This is a genomic window from Haloarcula sp. NS06, from assembly GCF_051122755.1.
GTDB lineage: Archaea > Halobacteriota > Halobacteria > Halobacteriales > Haloarculaceae > Haloarcula.
In genome coordinates this window covers 776,156-791,942 of the sequence record NZ_CP184844.1, presented here as the reverse complement: position 1 = coordinate 791,942, position 15,787 = coordinate 776,156, and the positions used below count along the sequence as shown (strand labels likewise).

General features: G+C 63.0%; 16 protein-coding genes. 9 read left to right on the top strand and 7 right to left on the bottom strand.

What is annotated here, in order from left to right:
• Positions 1–44 precede the first annotated feature (44 nt).
• A complete protein-coding gene (locus tag ACODNH_RS07710; RefSeq protein ID WP_434531222.1) occupies positions 45–719 on the top strand; it encodes a hypothetical protein in 675 nt (224 codons plus the stop codon).
• Positions 720–1,078: 359 nt separating this feature from the next.
• Positions 1,079–1,372, top strand: a complete 294-nt coding sequence (locus ACODNH_RS07705) for a DUF6432 family protein (protein ID WP_434531221.1) — start codon at positions 1,079–1,081, stop codon at positions 1,370–1,372.
• Between the two features lie 22 nt (positions 1,373–1,394).
• On the opposite strand, the gene ACODNH_RS07700 is transcribed toward ACODNH_RS07705, so the two are convergent.
• Entirely contained in the window at positions 1,395–2,573 is a 1,179-nt protein-coding gene (locus tag ACODNH_RS07700; RefSeq protein WP_434531220.1) for an MBL fold metallo-hydrolase, read from the bottom strand.
• Positions 2,574–2,643: 70 nt separating this feature from the next.
• Here ACODNH_RS07700 and ACODNH_RS07695 point away from each other — a divergent pair, with 70 nt between their 5' ends.
• Positions 2,644–3,246: a transcription antitermination protein gene (locus tag ACODNH_RS07695; RefSeq protein ID WP_434531219.1), complete on the top strand. Its 603-nt coding sequence runs from the start codon at positions 2,644–2,646 to the stop codon at positions 3,244–3,246.
• On the opposite strand, the gene ACODNH_RS07690 is transcribed toward ACODNH_RS07695, so the two are convergent.
• The 4 genes from ACODNH_RS07690 to ACODNH_RS07675 form a co-directional block, all read right to left on the bottom strand.
• Positions 3,243–4,829, bottom strand: coding sequence for a hypothetical protein (locus ACODNH_RS07690; protein WP_306708938.1), 1,587 nt, complete (start codon positions 4,827–4,829; stop codon positions 3,243–3,245). The genes ACODNH_RS07695 and ACODNH_RS07690 overlap by 4 nt on opposite strands.
• Positions 4,830–4,849: 20 nt before the next feature.
• Entirely contained in the window at positions 4,850–5,590 is a 741-nt protein-coding gene (locus ACODNH_RS07685) for an ABC transporter ATP-binding protein (protein WP_306708936.1), read from the bottom strand.
• A 69-nt stretch (positions 5,591–5,659) separates the two neighbouring features.
• Positions 5,660–7,030 (bottom strand): RNB domain-containing ribonuclease, encoded by a 1,371-nt coding sequence (locus ACODNH_RS07680; protein WP_306708934.1) that lies wholly within the window; start codon positions 7,028–7,030, stop codon positions 5,660–5,662.
• A 66-nt stretch (positions 7,031–7,096) separates the two neighbouring features.
• Entirely contained in the window at positions 7,097–7,381 is a 285-nt protein-coding gene (locus tag ACODNH_RS07675) for a DUF7562 family protein (protein WP_306708932.1), read from the bottom strand.
• A gap of 129 nt (positions 7,382–7,510) precedes the next feature.
• Here ACODNH_RS07675 and ACODNH_RS07670 point away from each other — a divergent pair, with 129 nt between their 5' ends.
• From ACODNH_RS07670 to ACODNH_RS07655, 4 genes are all read left to right on the top strand, one after another.
• Positions 7,511–9,091: a bacterio-opsin activator domain-containing protein gene (locus ACODNH_RS07670; RefSeq protein WP_306708930.1), complete on the top strand. Its 1,581-nt coding sequence runs from the start codon at positions 7,511–7,513 to the stop codon at positions 9,089–9,091.
• Positions 9,092–9,347: 256 nt separating this feature from the next.
• The gene (locus ACODNH_RS07665; protein WP_306708928.1) at positions 9,348–10,319 is read left to right on the top strand and encodes a phytoene/squalene synthase family protein; all 972 of its coding nucleotides are present in this window, start codon (positions 9,348–9,350) and stop codon (positions 10,317–10,319) included.
• Positions 10,320–10,367: 48 nt separating this feature from the next.
• On the top strand, positions 10,368–11,093 hold the full coding sequence (locus tag ACODNH_RS07660; RefSeq protein ID WP_306708925.1) for a lycopene cyclase domain-containing protein: 726 nt from the start codon (positions 10,368–10,370) through the stop codon (positions 11,091–11,093).
• Positions 11,090–12,115: a Brp/Blh family beta-carotene 15,15'-dioxygenase gene (locus ACODNH_RS07655; RefSeq protein WP_306710452.1), complete on the top strand. Its 1,026-nt coding sequence runs from the start codon at positions 11,090–11,092 to the stop codon at positions 12,113–12,115. The genes ACODNH_RS07660 and ACODNH_RS07655 overlap by 4 nt, the downstream gene beginning before the upstream one ends.
• Before the next feature lie 22 nt (positions 12,116–12,137).
• Here ACODNH_RS07655 and ACODNH_RS07650 read toward each other — a convergent pair whose 3' ends face one another.
• Both ACODNH_RS07650 and ACODNH_RS07645 read right to left on the bottom strand, forming a co-directional pair.
• On the bottom strand, positions 12,138–12,401 hold the full coding sequence (locus ACODNH_RS07650; RefSeq protein ID WP_306708923.1) for a hypothetical protein: 264 nt from the start codon (positions 12,399–12,401) through the stop codon (positions 12,138–12,140).
• Between the two features lie 179 nt (positions 12,402–12,580).
• The gene (locus ACODNH_RS07645; RefSeq protein ID WP_058994351.1) at positions 12,581–13,171 is read right to left on the bottom strand and encodes a 50S ribosomal protein L15e; all 591 of its coding nucleotides are present in this window, start codon (positions 13,169–13,171) and stop codon (positions 12,581–12,583) included.
• 258 nt (positions 13,172–13,429) lie between these two features.
• On the opposite strand from ACODNH_RS07645, the gene ACODNH_RS07640 reads away from it, so the two are divergent.
• Together ACODNH_RS07640 and ACODNH_RS07635 are read left to right on the top strand one after the other, a co-directional pair.
• Positions 13,430–15,376 (top strand): aldehyde ferredoxin oxidoreductase family protein, encoded by a 1,947-nt coding sequence (locus ACODNH_RS07640; RefSeq protein ID WP_306708919.1) that lies wholly within the window; start codon positions 13,430–13,432, stop codon positions 15,374–15,376.
• A 36-nt stretch (positions 15,377–15,412) separates the two neighbouring features.
• Entirely contained in the window at positions 15,413–15,778 is a 366-nt protein-coding gene (locus ACODNH_RS07635; RefSeq protein ID WP_434531218.1) for a hypothetical protein, read from the top strand.
• Positions 15,779–15,787: the final 9 nt, after the last annotated feature.

Genomic DNA, 15,787 nt, shown 5'->3' with positions numbered 1-15,787 from the left:
AGAAACAGAAAGGGCACGTCCCTCAATAACGATACTCAAGAGCTATGACTAACATCAAAACTATGTTTGGCGGTGTTGCGCTCGCTCTCCTGATCATGTCTGCCGGCTGTTCCACGTTTATCGGGGGGAGCGGACCAGCTGAGGAGACAGATATGCCGACACAGACGCCAGAACCGATGACAGAGATTACTGAGACTACAACGCCCGTACCTACGGAAACCAAGAATAAGCCAGTTGCTACTGAGGAAGTTGAAACAAAAACCGAATCTGCCACTGAAAGGGAACTCAGTAAGGCAGAGAAGTTTGAGAAGTTCGATGAAAATATGCAGCGGATATACCGTAAACTCGACTATAATCGGTCTGCCGAGACAGAAATTTTCCCTGAAAACGACTCATACCACATGACTATCCAGATGCGGGACACCACAAATCGTTCTAAAACCGTAGATGACCGGCTTGACCCACTTTGGAACTACTATGTTATTGTTGAAGACTACAATGATAATGACGATAGCTATTCAGATCGGGACCACACGTACATCCCCGACACTGTCAATATAACATTCGTTACCGAGGACGGTGGGGCTTTCGAGACAACTTATATCAAGTACAATTGGGCGTACAAGTACTACACCGATGAATGGTCACTCCGGGTGTTCATGGCAAAGTATGGCTCTACCACGAAAGAGGGACCAGCCTATCATGACAAGTGGAAGTAGCGAGTTACTGACCTCGTTATCATAATCTACAGAGCGTTTGTCGGCGACGACTGAGCTTCTCAGGTGCCACGACGGTCACTTGTCGAAACAACACGAGTGAGAGGTGTCAACTGTCGACCGGTCAATAGCGTGCAGTGTGTGTTTGTTTCTTCGCTCGCGCGCCAGCGACGCCAAGACAGTCAGACGATAGGCCCCACCGACACCGGCAGAAACGAAAGAAGCGACCGCAGAGCCCGTGGCAGTTGAGCAAAGCAACACGGTCTCTGGTCTGTTATGACAGTTCCCGACTTGCCGCACAGAGCACGCATATCACAATTCCGAGGGACAAAGATTAGACCCAGCCGGTTTTAGAGGAAGATATGAGAGCGAAGCCGGAGTATCGCGACCGGGACGACACTGAGGTTGCGGTGCTCGATGCGCTCGCTGACCGCCGCGATGAGGGGATGACTGTCTTCGAGCTACGGTCGCGGACGGAAGAGAATATCGACCGCATTGAGGATGCACTTGCGGCTCTCAAGGCGGACGGCCTCATTGAGGTCGAGGACAACGGGGAACGGACTGTGATTTTGCCAGGAGAGGGCGTGGTGGGTGAGTCACTGCCGGACGAGGACGAATCGATTTTCGACCAGATTCGCAAGCTGCTCCCGCTGTAGCTGCGACTCTCTCGTGTCCCTGTCACACTGTGTCCATCGGCGCAGCCGCGCAGTTGTTCGGGCCGAGTTCGAGTTCGAATGCGGTGTTGTCGTCGGCCGTCTCCGTTCCGAGGTTGATTGCGATAACCCGCTCGAAGTTGGCGGGGCGCGGCGGGATATCGTCACAGACGTACTCGACAAACGCCTCGCGGTCCATTGTGAACCCTGAGACTCGGTCTCGGAGCGTGCCCAGCGAGGCTGTGAACGTGCCGTCGTCAGCCGCGACTGTCGACTCGCTGTAGTGGCCCGGGGCGACGAGTGTCTCGTCGGATAGCGCTGCGAGTCGGTTGGTCAGCGTGTGATGGAGGTCGCGGGCGAGGTCACGAGCGCTGTCGCTCCCGGCTTCGAGGTCTGGGCGGGCGACGCTGTCGAGGAAGACGCTGTCGCCGGCCAGAAGCACGTCGCCGATAGTGAAGCCAGTCATGCCAGTCGTATGGCCGGGTAGGGGACAAGGCTCCAGCGTAGCCGAGCCGACACGTAGCGTTTCGTTGTCGGCCAGTGCAGTCACGTCCTCGACACCGCGGGCGACCGCCCGCTCGGAAAGGATCGGCTCAGCACCGGTTTCTTCGGCGAGGCGGCGAACGCCACTCACGTGGTCGGCGTGGACGTGCGTGTCGATAGCGTAGGTGAGCGAGGCGTTGTGGTCGGCAGCGTCGGCGGCATACCGGTCGGTGAACGCCCGGAGCGGATCGACGACAGCGGCTGAGCCGTCGCTGATGATCATGTAGCCGAGACAGCCCGATGACGGACGGCGATACTGGAGGACGGTTGCGTCATCGCAGGGAATCTCGTGGGCCTCGTAGAGCCGCGCCCACCCCTCCATGCCGTCACTGAGGTTTTGCGCCTTGATGTCATGTTGAGTCAGCAGTCCGGCAACGAAGGCGCTGGCTTCGCCGCGGCCACAGACGACCGTTATCGGGCCGGTGCCGGCCACATCTGCGACGAGGCTGTCCACTTCGCCGGTCACCTTCGCCTGGAGGAACTTCGCAAAGGGGAGCTGTGTTGCTGTTACTGACTCGCCGCGGAGTCGCCACTCCTCGTACTCGTCACGGTCGCGAACGTCGAGCAGCCGGACTGATTCACCGGCGTCCAGCTTCGCCTGCAACGTTGCTGCCGATAGTGACGGCGGGTCCGTCGGCGGGTCAGGGTAGTCCTCGGCCATATCGACTGTAGCGCTCCCCGGCGGATAAATCGGGCGGGGATTTGAAGCCCCCGCCGCGCCCAGCGGACGTATGGACGCCGGAGCTACTATCGATGCTGTGCGTGACCAGACTGAGACGGAACGGGACAGGCTGGGATCGGACAAAGTGCTTATCGCAGCGACAGATGCGACACTGGAGACGGAGGCGGTGCTCACGGCAGCGGCGACCCGCGAGTCCGGGCTTGCAGATATCCTCGGCCAGTGGGCCGCCGAGACAGACAGCGACGTGGCGGCGCAGTTCGAGGCAGCCGCCGAGGCCGCGACCGAGCGGGCGGACCGCATCGACGCAGACGCCGGTGGCCCAGATGGATTCATCGACCACCTCGAAACCGTCAGCGGGACTGCACGGCGCGTCGGGGCGGGCCTCGTCGCCGCGCCGCTGGTCGCCGACCGGTTCTACCTGCAGGTGGTGAGCTTCTTCATCAACGAGGCGGATGAACAGCGGGCCGATATGTTCCGCGAGATTCGACGGGAGGCGTCGGCACTTGACGACGGGGTGACTGCCCTCGAACACCTCTCGGAATCCGAGCGCGAGACGGCAGCGGCGGCCGCGACGGAGGCCATTAGAGCGGCGTACGACGACTACGCGGAGACGCTGGAGGCGATGGGGTTGGACCCGAAGCCGGTCTGCTAGTCAAGTCGGTAGGTCGCGACGCGATTGGCGGCATAGAGGAACCCGGCGACAGCGCCAGCGGTGGCGATCCCAGTGCTCACCACCAGACCCCCGCCGAGGAACCACATTTTGTCGAACGGTAGCGAGAACAGGTCACGGACGGCGAGCAGGTACGTCAGGCTCCCCGGCGCGACGGCCACACCGAGAACGAGGAAGTACAGCCCGAACGCCCAGCCACTCGGAACCACTACTTCGCGGCCCTGCACTGACGACGACTCGAACTTCGGGAACACGACGCCGGCTCCGACGGCGATAGCCGGTGCGGCGAGGGTTGCGGCCAGTGCGATTGTGAGTCCGGCAGCGAGCGTGACCGGTGGCGTTCCGGCGGCGACACCGAGACCGACGACCAGTAGCGTCGTCATCACGACACCGGGGAGTGCGCCCGCGAGAACGAGCCCGGTGACGAACGCTCGGCCGGAAACGTTAGCGGTCAGCGTCAACGGCAGCACTCCTTCCTCGCCGCCGAGCGGATTGAGCGAGAACGCGGCCCCGAACGCCGCCGCGCTGGCGAGGCCAGCGCTGAGGGGGAGCGTTGGCGGGACCACTCGCTCCAGAATGACGATCTGGAGATGATACACCAGGAAGAAAAACGGCATGATCGCGAACTGCACGGAAATGGGTGCTCGCTTGGCACGGAGCCACGACTTCTGGGCGACCACGCGGGTCGCCGTCGAGACTCGTCCTCTCAGCAGACGGTCCGAGAGTGTCTGCTTGTCTGCGTCGAACTCGTAGTCAGGCTGGACCGGATCGACATACCAGGCCCGCGCAGCTAGCCACAGACACGCAACCGCGCCGACCGGAAGCGCGCCGAGAATCCCCGTTGTGGCGATGGTGGCAGCGACCAGATCGCCGCCGGCCCCCAGCACGAGCAGGACTACGTCGGCGGGCCACGAGAGCGGGGACTGGGTCGCCAGTTGGAGCACGCGAAACTGTACCGTCGGGACGGTCGTCATCGCGACCCAGCCAAGCGGTAGGACGAGCGAGACGGCAGCCCCGACGCTCGCGCGATGCCGCGCAATGAAGGCCGAGCGGTTCGCGACCAGTTTCGTCACTAGCCCCAGAGCAAAGCCGAGGATCGTTCCCAGCAGGGCAACCGTGACCGACCCGATGAGGGCCACGACAGCGACAAGTACCCCGGCATCACCGACTGCAAGCCCGCCCACTAGCGCCAGAATCGGGATGGTGAGCGCGAGCAATACTCGACCAACCTCAGCGGCGAGCAGCCCGGCCGCCGCGTCCTCGTAGGGGACCGTCGTCAGCAGGCCGTCGGCAGCGTCCGGTTCGCCGGCCGATTTCACCGTATGCTGGAGTGTGAAAAAGCCGACGAGTCCGAGCAGTCCGACGATGCCCGCCGTCGTCGCGAGTCTGACCGTGTGGGGGTCGCTGTCGGCGAGAACGCCACCGAAAAAGAACGCCCCAGCGCCGATAGCGAGACTGTATGCGGTGATGCCCAGCCCCCCGCCAAGTAACATGAGCGTCCCGCGCGCCGTGCCCATGAGCTTGCGCCAGGTACGGCGCAGTTCCGTCCGTGCGATCAGTCGCATCCGTCGTCCGTTCGGCCGCCTCATCGCTCACCCGGGTGCTCGCTGGTCACGTCGAGGAACACGTCTTCGAGCGTGCTCCCGGACTCGACGCCGTCAGTCAGTTCCGCTGGTGACCCCTCAGCGACGAGGTCGCCGTCGTACAGGACGCCGACGGTGTCCGCTAGCTCCTCGACGACGGGCAGGATGTGTGTCGAGAGGAAGACCGTTGTGTCAGCGGCCGCGACTTCGTTGATGGTATCACGAACTGTCCGAGCAGCCCGCGGGTCAAGTCCCGAAGTCGGTTCGTCCAGAAAGAGAACGTCGGGGTCGTGCAACAGCGCCTGAACGAGGCCGAGCTTCTGTTTCATCCCCTTCGAGTACGTCTCGACACGCCGGTCGGCGTCCGCGTCGAGGTCGAACCGGTCGAGCAGCGACTCCACGCGGTCCCAATCCTCGTGCCCGCGCAAGCCAGCGACGTACTCCAGCTGCTCGCGGCCGGTGAGTTCGTCGTACAGCGGGGGCTCTTCGGGCAGGAAGCCGATGTGTTCGACCACTGCGGCGCGGTCGGCGACCGACTCGCCCGCCACCCGTGCGGTGCCGCTCGTCGGGTTCGTCAACGTCGTCAGGATGCGAATCGTCGAGGTCTTGCCCGCACCGTTGGGGCCGAGAAAACCGAAAACACTCCCGCGAGGAACCGTCAGGTCGAGGGATTCTATTGCCGAGACGCCGCTGTAGCGCTTCGTCAACCCCTCGGTGACGATTGCGGGTGCTGGAGGGCACATACGACCACTGCCGGACTGACTGTCAAAAGGTCTTCCTGTCGCCGAGTCCGCTACCCGAGCCTGTCGACGCTACTCCTCGACCGCTGCGTTGGCGGCATCAGCATCAGCGTCCGTGTCGTTTTCGTCATCAGGATTTTCGACGACCTCGATACCGCGGTTGTTGACTGCCGACGGATCGAGCCCGACCTCCTGTAGGAAATTCTTGTACTCGCGCTCGCACTGCTCGGCGTCCTTCTGGCGGTCGCTGGCGCGGTCACACAGCGCGATCAGGTCTTCGGGCACGTCGTTGGTGTAGACGATCCAGTGGTTGATGAGGTCCGAGAGCCGGCGAATCGGCGAGGTGAAGTGGCCGTAGATCTCGAAGTTCAGGGCGTGGTGGCCGCCGAAGGGGTCGTTCATGTACTTCGCGCGGGGCATCACCTTCATCACGGCCCACTGGATCTTGTCGAGCTGGCGACCGGGAGCCTGTTCGAGCGTGGCATTGACGGCCTTCCGCGGGTCGTCCCAGGCGTCGCCGGGGATGGAGACCCCGTCGAGTTCCTGAATCTCGACCAGCGCTTCGTCCCACTCGTCGGGGCTCGGCTGTGGGTGGACGCGGTACATCGCCTCGACCCCGCGGTCCCACATGAGTTCGTGCGTGACGGCTTTGTTCGCCTTCAGCATGCACTCCTCGATGATGGTGTGGGCGCGGTCCCGGGCGGGGTTGAGGACGAGCGAGCCCTCCTCCTTGCGCTGTTCGTGCATCGCGTCAGCCAGTTCCCAGACGCGCTCGGTCTTCTCCGCGAGGTCGACGCTCTGGTCTTCCAGCACGTCCTCCGCGGTCTCCGGCTCGTCCAGCAGGCGCTCGGCCTCGGTGTAGGTCAGTCGAGCGTCCGAGCGGATGACGGACTTGTAGATGTTGATATCCTCGTAGCCGAGGTTCTCCTTGTCGAGGTGCATCTCGACGGTGTGGGCTAGGCGGTCCTCGTTGGGCACGAGCGAACAGACGGTCTCGGCGAGGACGGGCGGCAGCATGTGGACGGTGTAGGCCGGGAGATAAACGGTATTCCCCCGCTCGACGGCCTGCTCCCACATCTTCGTGTCGGGGTTGACGTAGTGGGTCACGTCGGCAATGTGGACCCAGAGGACTATCTCGTCCTCGCGCTCCTCGATGGAGATGGCGTCATCGAAGTCCTGCGCGTCGATAGGGTCAGTTGTCCAGGTGGTCATCTCCCGGAGGTCCTGCCGCTTGTCGACCTCGTCCTCGATTTCGGCCTGAACGCCCTGCGTGCGCTCTTTGGCCTCCTCCAGTACCTCGGGCGGGAACTCGTCGGGGATGCCGAACTTCTCGAACAGTTCCTCGCGCTTGTTCTCCAGATGTCGCGCCATCTCCGGGTCGATCTCGACGGGGCCTTGCCCCTCGGCGGTCCCGGCGGCCGCCTGCGCGTCCTCTGTAGTCATGTCACCCGGTACGAACAGGGCGTAGTTAGGGCTGTCGGGGTGGGACTGGGCCGTGACTCCCGCGTCTCAGTCCCTGCGAGCGTCGCCCTCAGAGAGTTCCCGGAACCGTTTCAGGAATGTCTCCTGGTCGGCCTCGCCGGCTCCGGCGGCGTCAAGCGTCGTTTCGAGTCCGTCCCGCGGTTGCTGGCATAGCTCGGCAAAACAGGCCTTACAGAGGTGTTCGAACGTCTTGTTTCGGCGGTCCCACCGGTCGCCGTGTTTGTCGTACTCGCGGGCCTCGGACCGTGAGATAGACTCACCACACGCGATGCAAGTGACTGACTCCCCCCGGGAATTCCGGGACCCGAACATACCTACGCGTTGCGGGCGATATCGTTTAGAACTTTTCGCACAGGCAACAGTCCCCCGTTTTCGGGCCACACGTTTATTCACCCGCCGCCACTACAATGGGTATCGGCTATTCGGAGCCAGGGACACTGAATGAAGCCACCAGAGACACTCGCTCACTCGACGTTGGACACGCTCCCCATCAATATCGCTGTCCTCGACGACGAGGGGACGATCCTGTTCACCAACCGCGCTTGGCGGGAGTTCGCGGGCGACGAGGACGGGGAGATGGAGGGGACGAACTACTTCACGACGACTGATGTCGACGCCGATGAATACGCCGGACAGGCAGTCGGCGGCATCGAGTCGGTCATCGACGGTGAGCAAGACCTGTTCACGATGGAGTACCCGTGTCACTCTCCGGAGGAGAAACAGTGGTTTCTGATGCGGGTCGCGCCGCTGCCGGACGACGAGGCCGGGAGCGCGGTTGTGGCACACATCGATATCACCCAGCGGAAACTCGCCGAACTGGCGGCCGAACGGCGGAGCGAAGAGCTCAAGGCCGAACGCCAGAACCTCAAACAGCTCGTCGACCGGGTCGACGGCCTGCTGAAGGCAGTGATGGGTGACGTGCTGACCGTCGACTCGCGGGAGGCCATCGAGCAGACCGTCTGTGACCGGCTGGCCACAGTCGACTCCTACCAGTTCGCCTGGGTATCCGAACTCGACTTGCGCGACGAGACGCTGTCATCGACGGCCCTATCAGCTGACCGTCCGACCTCGCTATCCATCCCGCTTGACGCCGACGACCCGGTCGCAGCGGCGGCTCGTACCGAGGAGATGCAGGTCGTGACTGGCGGCATCGACGAGCAACACAGTCGGCTTGCTGACTCCGACGTGGCATCGGTCGCGGCCGTGCCGCTCGTCTCCGGTGAGTCGCTGTACGGCGTGCTCACCGTCTACGCCGACAGCGACGACGTGTTCGACCCACGAGAACAGGCCGTGCTGGGAACCATCGGCCGGGCGACCGCGGCGGCTATCGATGCTCGCGAAACCAGCCGGCTGCTGACCGCTGACAACGTCACTGAACTCGAACTGCAGGTCACCGACCCAGACGTTTTTTATATTGACGTGGCAAGCGAACTCGGCTGCTCGATGGAGTATGGTGGGAGCGTCCCCGACGGTGAGGAGACGGTGATGTTCTTCCTCGTTGAGACGGACGACCCCTCGGCGGTCTGTGCTGTCGCCGCTGACCACCCGCAGGTATCGGGCGTTTCACACGTCTCGACGGCGGACTCGTCGGCGCTGTTCGAGTTTATCGTCTCGGACCCGCCGGTCGTCTCGGTTGTCGCCGACCGTGGGGCCCAGACGGGCGACATTCTTGTCGAACCGCGACAAGCGACCGTCACCGTCACACTCCCAGCGTCGATGGAGACCCGAAGCGTGGTCGAACAGGTCCGAAACCAGTATCCGGAGACGGAATTGCTTTCAGTGCGAGAGCGGGACGAACCACCTGTTTCTCGGCAGGCATTCATCGCAAACGTCGAAGAGCGATTGACCAACCGCCAGCTAACGGCGCTCCGGAAAGGGTTCCTCGGCGGCTTCTTCGACTGGCCACGCGATGTCTCCGGCGAGCAACTGGCCGAGTCGATGGACATCTGCCCGTCGACGTTCCACCAGCACCTCCGTGCTGGTGAGCGAAAGTTGCTGGAAGAAGTGTTCGAAAACTGGTAACCTGTGATTCTGAACCCCCTTGCCAGCGTCGGACTCCTGCCGCGATTCCCGAAGCAGTTTGGTAGTCTGCTTATACCGATAACAACCGTATATACATGTAGTGATACCGAACCAGTGTCCTGTTTGTCACCGGCGAACCGACGGGACACAGACCCCCGTGATAGCGGCGCACTCACGGACCGACCGGACTATTACGAACAGCCGACAGACAAGCGCGCAACGCACCGCACACCGAATGACCGCCCGATAGCTTTCAATGCATTCCGATAACATCCAGACTAGCAAATCGATACAGCAGGAAACCGGACGGACGTTCCACCTTGCGACGCGTCTGCTTCCGGAGCGTATCCGCCACCCGACGTACGTCATGTACGCGTTTTTCCGGGTCGCGGACGAGGTCGTCGACCAGACGGACGGGCCGCCGCCAACCGTCCAGCACGAGCAACTGGAGGTGATTCGCGAGGCCGCACTCGGGAACATCGACCCGGATGAGACCGACCATGAGGCGGTCATGGCGGCGTTTCAGGACCTGGCCGATCGTCACGATATCTCCGAGGAGACGATTAATGTCTTCATCGACGCGATGGAGATGGACATCGCACAGGCCCGCTACGAGACGTTCGAGGATCTCCGTGAATACATGGGCGGCTCCGCTGTCGCCGTCGGCCACATGATGACTGAGGTGATGGACCCGCCACAGAAGGAGGAGGCCCTGCCCCACGCGACGGCGCTGGCCGAAGCGTTCCAGCTTTCGAACTTCCTGCGGGATGTCCGCGAGGATATTCACGACTACGGCCGGGTGTATCTCCCACAGGAGACGCTTGAGCGCCACGGCGTTACCGAGGAGCAACTCGCCGACGCCGAGGTTGACGACGCCTTCCGCGCCGTGATGCAGGAAGAACTGGCCCGGACCGACGAACTGTATCGTGAGGGTGTCGCTGGCATCCGATACCTACCGGAGGACTGCCAGTTCGGCGTGTTGCTGGCTGCGGTGCTGTACGCTGACCACCACCGGCTCATCCGTGACCGTGGGTACGACGTGCTGACGGAGACGCCGGACCTCACCCGTCGTCGCCGGCTGTGGCTCCTCGCCCGCACGTGGTGGCACTGGCGGCGTAACGGCGACCCCGAAGCGACCTTCTACACCGTGAGTGCTGTCTCCGAGCGTGGCCCTGGCGAGACGCCGACAGATACTCACAGCCACGGGCAGCCCACGTGGCGTGGATGATAGCCACGCGCCGGGTATCGTTTTCGACCGCCTGTCGTCTCTGAACTAATGCTGTCTACGCTCACGTATCTCCAGTTCCATGCTCTCTTGGTGGTCCCGGTCGTGGCCGGACTGGTGTTGACGGCTACCTACCGCCTCGGAAGCCGTCAAGACGTACTCACAGGAACAGCTATCCTCACCGGTCTGGCCCTCGTCTACACGACGCCGTGGGACGGCGCGCTCATCCGGCGCGGTGTCTGGTGGTACGGCGACGGCACCGTGCTGGCGCGGTTCTGGTCGATACCCCTCGGCGAGTACCTCTTTTTCATCCTGCAAACGGCGATGGTCGGGCTGTGGGTGGCCCGGTTTCGGGTAGACACGGAGCGCCCGCTGGCGACGCCGACACGGACGCGACTCGTCGGGTTCGCCGCTGCGCTCGTTGTCGTTCTGTCCGGCCTTGCACTCTTGCGCTCCGACTCGGGATTATATCTCGGGTCCCTGCTGGTCTGGAGCGGGCCGATTCTCGCCATTCAGTGGCTGTTCGGGTGGCATTTCCTCGTCGGCGAGTGGCGGACAGTGAGCGTCGCGACACTGGTCCCAATGACCTATCTCTGTGGCATCGACAGCATCGCCATCCGACTCGGCGTCTGGACGATTTCGAAACAGTACACGACCGGCTACACGGTTCCTCTGCTTGACCTGCCGATTGAGGAAGCGGTGTTTTTCTTCCTGACGACGTTGTTCGTCGTGCAAGGGGTCGTACTCTACGTCTGGCTCATCGACAGATGGAACTGAGCTACCGAAGTGCCGTCGAACCGTCGGTTCGCTACCGGGTCGCACTGGCTCCCGGCTGGATCGCCAGCCTCGCCGTTGTCGCGCCGTTCCTCGCTGGCATCTCGGTACCACCTGTGCTTCAGTACGCCCCACTGGTTATCAGTGCCGTCCTGCTCGGCCTGCCCCACGGCGCGGTCGACCACCTCGCGGTCGCACGCACTCGTGGCGAGCGCCCGGACTGGCGGGCTATCGCCCGCGTGTTCGCGCTCTACGGCGTCGTTGGCGGGGCTTATGCCGTCACCTGGTTCCTCGCGCCCGCGGCGGCCTTCGTCCTGTTCATCGCGGTGACGTGGTTCCACTGGGGGCAGGGTGACCTGTACGCGCTACGCGCGCTGGCCGACGCCGACCACCTCCGGTCACTCCCGCAGCGAATCGGAACCGTGCTGGTCCGCGGTGGCCTGCCGATGCTGGTCCCGTTGCTCGCGTTCCCGGAGTGGTACCGCCGCGTCGCAACAGACCTCGTCTCGCTGTTCGCCCCCGACGCCGTGGCCGCTATCGGCTGGGCGTTCCGGACCGACGTGCGAACCGCGCTCGCCCTCGCATACGGCGCGCTTGTCGTGGCGACGCTGGCTGTCGGGTTCGCCCGCGCCGACGCCAGCCGGCCGTGGCTGCTTGACGCCGGCGAGACGCTGGGGCTGCTTGCCTACTTCGCCCTCGTTCCGCCGGTGCTCGCCATCGGCGTGTACTTCTGTCTGTGGCACTCGTTGCGCCACATCGCCCGCCTGCTGCTGGTCGACGACGATGCCACTGCCGCGCTCCAGAACCGCGACCCGACAGCCGCCCTGGCGCGGTTCGCCCGCGACGCCGCGCCGCTGACGACTGCTTCGCTTGCCCTGCTCGGCGGGCTATACTTTCTCATTCCAAACCCACCGGAGTCCGTTCCGGAGTGGGTCGCGCTGTATCTGGTGTTCATCGCCGTCGTCACGCTGCCCCATGTTGTCGTTGTCAGTATCATGGACCGCGAACAGGGTGTCTGGGTGTAGCCTCCCAACGACTTCGCCGAAGTCACGGGAAAAGCACGAGTAGCGTTCCGGAAACCGCGAGTACCGCGCCGAACGCGCTGACCATCGCGACCCGTGTTTCCACGTCCGACTCTGCGCCGGTCACGAGGCTGTAGACGCTCACGACAGCCAGGAGCGCTCCACCGGCTGCTGCGGCCGCTCCGCCGATAACGCTGACATCGTTGGCTCTGGTCGTGACGTACCCATTAACACCCAGCGAGATGCCGATAAGCAGTAACGAGAGGTGGTGGAGTCGCGCCGCATCCATACGTCCGGGTGATACTGCTGTGACAAGAGTGTTCTGCTCCGACAGGAAAGAGTTGGTGACACGGATAGCGCTGTTTCTTTTCTCGGTCTGTGGCTGGGCTGTCCAGTCCTGCCGGATCCATCACTCTTCGGAAGAAACTCTCAGCTGCAAAAATATCGGATAGAACTGCTACGTCGGCGTTACTTGCCCTTGCCGCGGTTGCTGCGCAGCGACGGGCGGGTCTTCTCGCTGCCCTTGCCCTTACCGCTGAGGCCGCGGTTGCGGCGGCCAGCACCGGTCAGACCGCGGAAGACGCGGTCAGCCTGGTCGTTGGCACAGATCCACGACAGGTCGTCGTCATTTTGGATGGCCGGGTGGTTCGGGTCGATGAGAATGATTTCGTGCCACTTCTGTCGGCCGTCCTGACCGACGGAGTAGCTGTTGAGCACGCGCAGGTTCGGGAAGGTGCGGGAGGCGCGTTCCTCGGCGACGCGCTGGATGTCCTTCCGGCGGGTGATGCGCGTAACTCCCTGTCGCTTGGATCGGCGACCGGCCTTGTGTCGGCGCTTGCGTGCGCTGCCCTTCCGGACGGAGACGCGAGCGACAATAACGCCCTGTTTTGCCTTGTAGCCCTGCGAGCGGGCCTTGTCGAGGCGGGTCGGGCGCTCGATGCGCTCGACGGCCCCTTCGTTGCGCCATTCCTGCTGGCGCTGCCACTGTAGTTCTGCGAGCTGTCCGTCGCCTGGGTTCTTCCAGGCATCTCGAATGTACGAATATGCGCTTCGTGCCATATGTATTCACCACGGGCGTTGCGTGGTTCAAGTCGCGCGGCGCGACTCACATCCCGACCTGCACACGCAGGTGCCCGCTGGTGCCCGTCGTCCAGCGAGTTACCACGGAATTTGCCGTTCGGACTCTTAAACGGTTCGGACCAGACTTGTGGATGCGACCCGGTCACGAAGACCCAGTGATCGCTGAAACCGTCAGATATCTGTATTTTAGCAACACAAACCGTTAACTTGTTCGCGGCCGGAGAGTCACGTATTACCATGACAGACCTTGGTGGCTTTCAGGACCACGTGGCACGAATCGACCTTGGGGACGGTGACGTAGCCTACGAAGGTATCGACGAGGAAGACGCAAAGAAGTATATCGGCGCACGCGGGCTCGGCGTGAAATACGTCTTCGACCAGGGGCCGGACGTTGATCCGCTTGGGCCGGAGAACCTGCTAGCGTTCATGAACGGGCCGCTGACGGGAACACAGGTGACGATGAGCGGCCGTATCGCCATCTGTACGAAGTCGCCGCTGACGGGGACCGTCACTGATTCCCACCACGGCGGCTGGTCCGGGGCGCGACTGAAGTGGTCGGGTTTCGACGGACTGCTGTTCGAAGGGCAGGCCGACGAGCCGGTGTATGCACTCGTCGAAGACGGCGAGGTGGAACTGCGCGACGCATCCCACCTCTGGGGGCAGGGCGTCCACGACACCATCGATGACCTCGAAGAAGAGATCGAGGGCGGCTCGCTGGGCAAGAACCTTTCCGTGATGGCCATCGGCCAAGGTGGTGAGAACGAGGTCAAATACGCCTGTATCGTCAACGAGGACGACCGCGCGTCGGGTCGCGGTGGCACCGGCTGTGTGATGGGCAACAAGAACGTCAAAGCCGTCGTCGTCAAGTCCAGCACGCGGATGCCCAAGCCGAAGGATCAGGAGACGTTCCAGGAGGGCCACAAACAGGCGATGCAGGTCATCCAGGAGTCCGACGTGACCGCGCCCAACGAGGGCGGCCTCTCGATGTATGGGACCAACGTCCTGATGAATCCCACCGAGGAGATGGACGGTCTCCCGACGAAAAACGGGAAGTACTCGTCGACGCGAGCGTACTCGGACGCGGAGGGCGATGGCGAGCGCATCATCGACTCAGAAAACGTCTCGGGCGAAAACGTCCGGGAGAACATCCTGGTCGACGAGCCGACCTGTCACTCCTGTCCGGTTGCCTGCAAGAAGGAAGTCGAGGTACAGGCGATGCACAAGGGCGAGGAGATGAACGTCCGCACTGAATCCTACGAGTACGAGTCCGCGTGGGCGCTCGGCCCGAACTCCGGCCACGTCGAACGCGACAAGATTGCGGTGATGCTCGACCGGTGTAACGACGTCGGCGTCGACACCATCGATGTTGGCAACACCATGGCAATGACGATGGAGATGACCGAGGAGGGGAAACTAGACGAACTCGACGACGGCCTGGACTGGGGCGACGCCGACACGATGATCGACATGATCGAGATGATCGCCCACCGCGAGACGGAACTCGCGGACCATCTCGCCGAGGGGCCGGACCACCTTGCCGAGGAGTTCGACGCCCACACCAACTCCCTCGCGGTCAAAGGGCAGACGATGGCCGCCTACGACCCACGCTGTATGAAGGGGATGGCAATCGGGTACGCGACCTCAAACCGCGGGGCGTGTCACCTACGCGGCTACACGCCAGCAGCCGAAATTCTCGGTATCCCGGAGAAGGTTGACCCGCGAGAGTGGGAGGGCAAAGGCGAGCTGTGTGCCACCTTCCAGGACCTCCACGCTATCAGCGACTCCTTCGACATCTGCAAGTTCAACGCCTTCGCAGAGGGGATTGAGGAGTACGTCCTGCAGTACAACGGCATGACCGGGCTGGACGTGAGCGAGGAGGAATTGATGGAGGCCGGCGAGCGCGTCTACAATCTTGAACGATACTACAACAACCTCGCGGGCTTCGACGGGTCCGACGACGACCTGCCAAACCGGTTCGTAGAGGGCGACGAGCACGCGATGCCGGCCCAGGGCGGTTCCGAGGGCGAACTCGCGGAGCTCTCGAAGATGAAAGACGAGTACTACGAGGTGCGTGACTGGGAGAACGGCGTTGTTCCCGACGAGAAACTCGACGAACTGGGAATCGACATCGGCCCCGGAACCGGCGTCAGCTCCGGCGGCGCAGCGGCACCGAGCGACGACTGAGACAGCCCCAGCCGCCGAATACATTTCAGTTCTCTAATGCGCAAGGAAGATATCGACGACTTCGAATTCCAGGTAGAGTCTCGACTGACCAGCCACGGCGTGTACGTTACCGACTTCGCCGACGAGGGCGATACGTACCGGCTCACGTACGAGTCGATTTCGGCCGACGAGGCGGCTGTCATTCCCCACCGAGAGATCGGCCGCGTCGTCAACGTCTTCCGGGACCTGCACGCCGATGACTGGTCTGGGGTCGACATCCAGGCGACGGTAACGGACCTCGAGGATACCGAACTCGGCGAGTGGTCGGTCGACAGCGAGTGGATCGACGAGCTTGAAAACGGCGACCTCTCGGAGACGGCGTTCTCCCAGCGCGTGCTGGAGACGATTACAGTGCGGAACTGACCGCCAGCA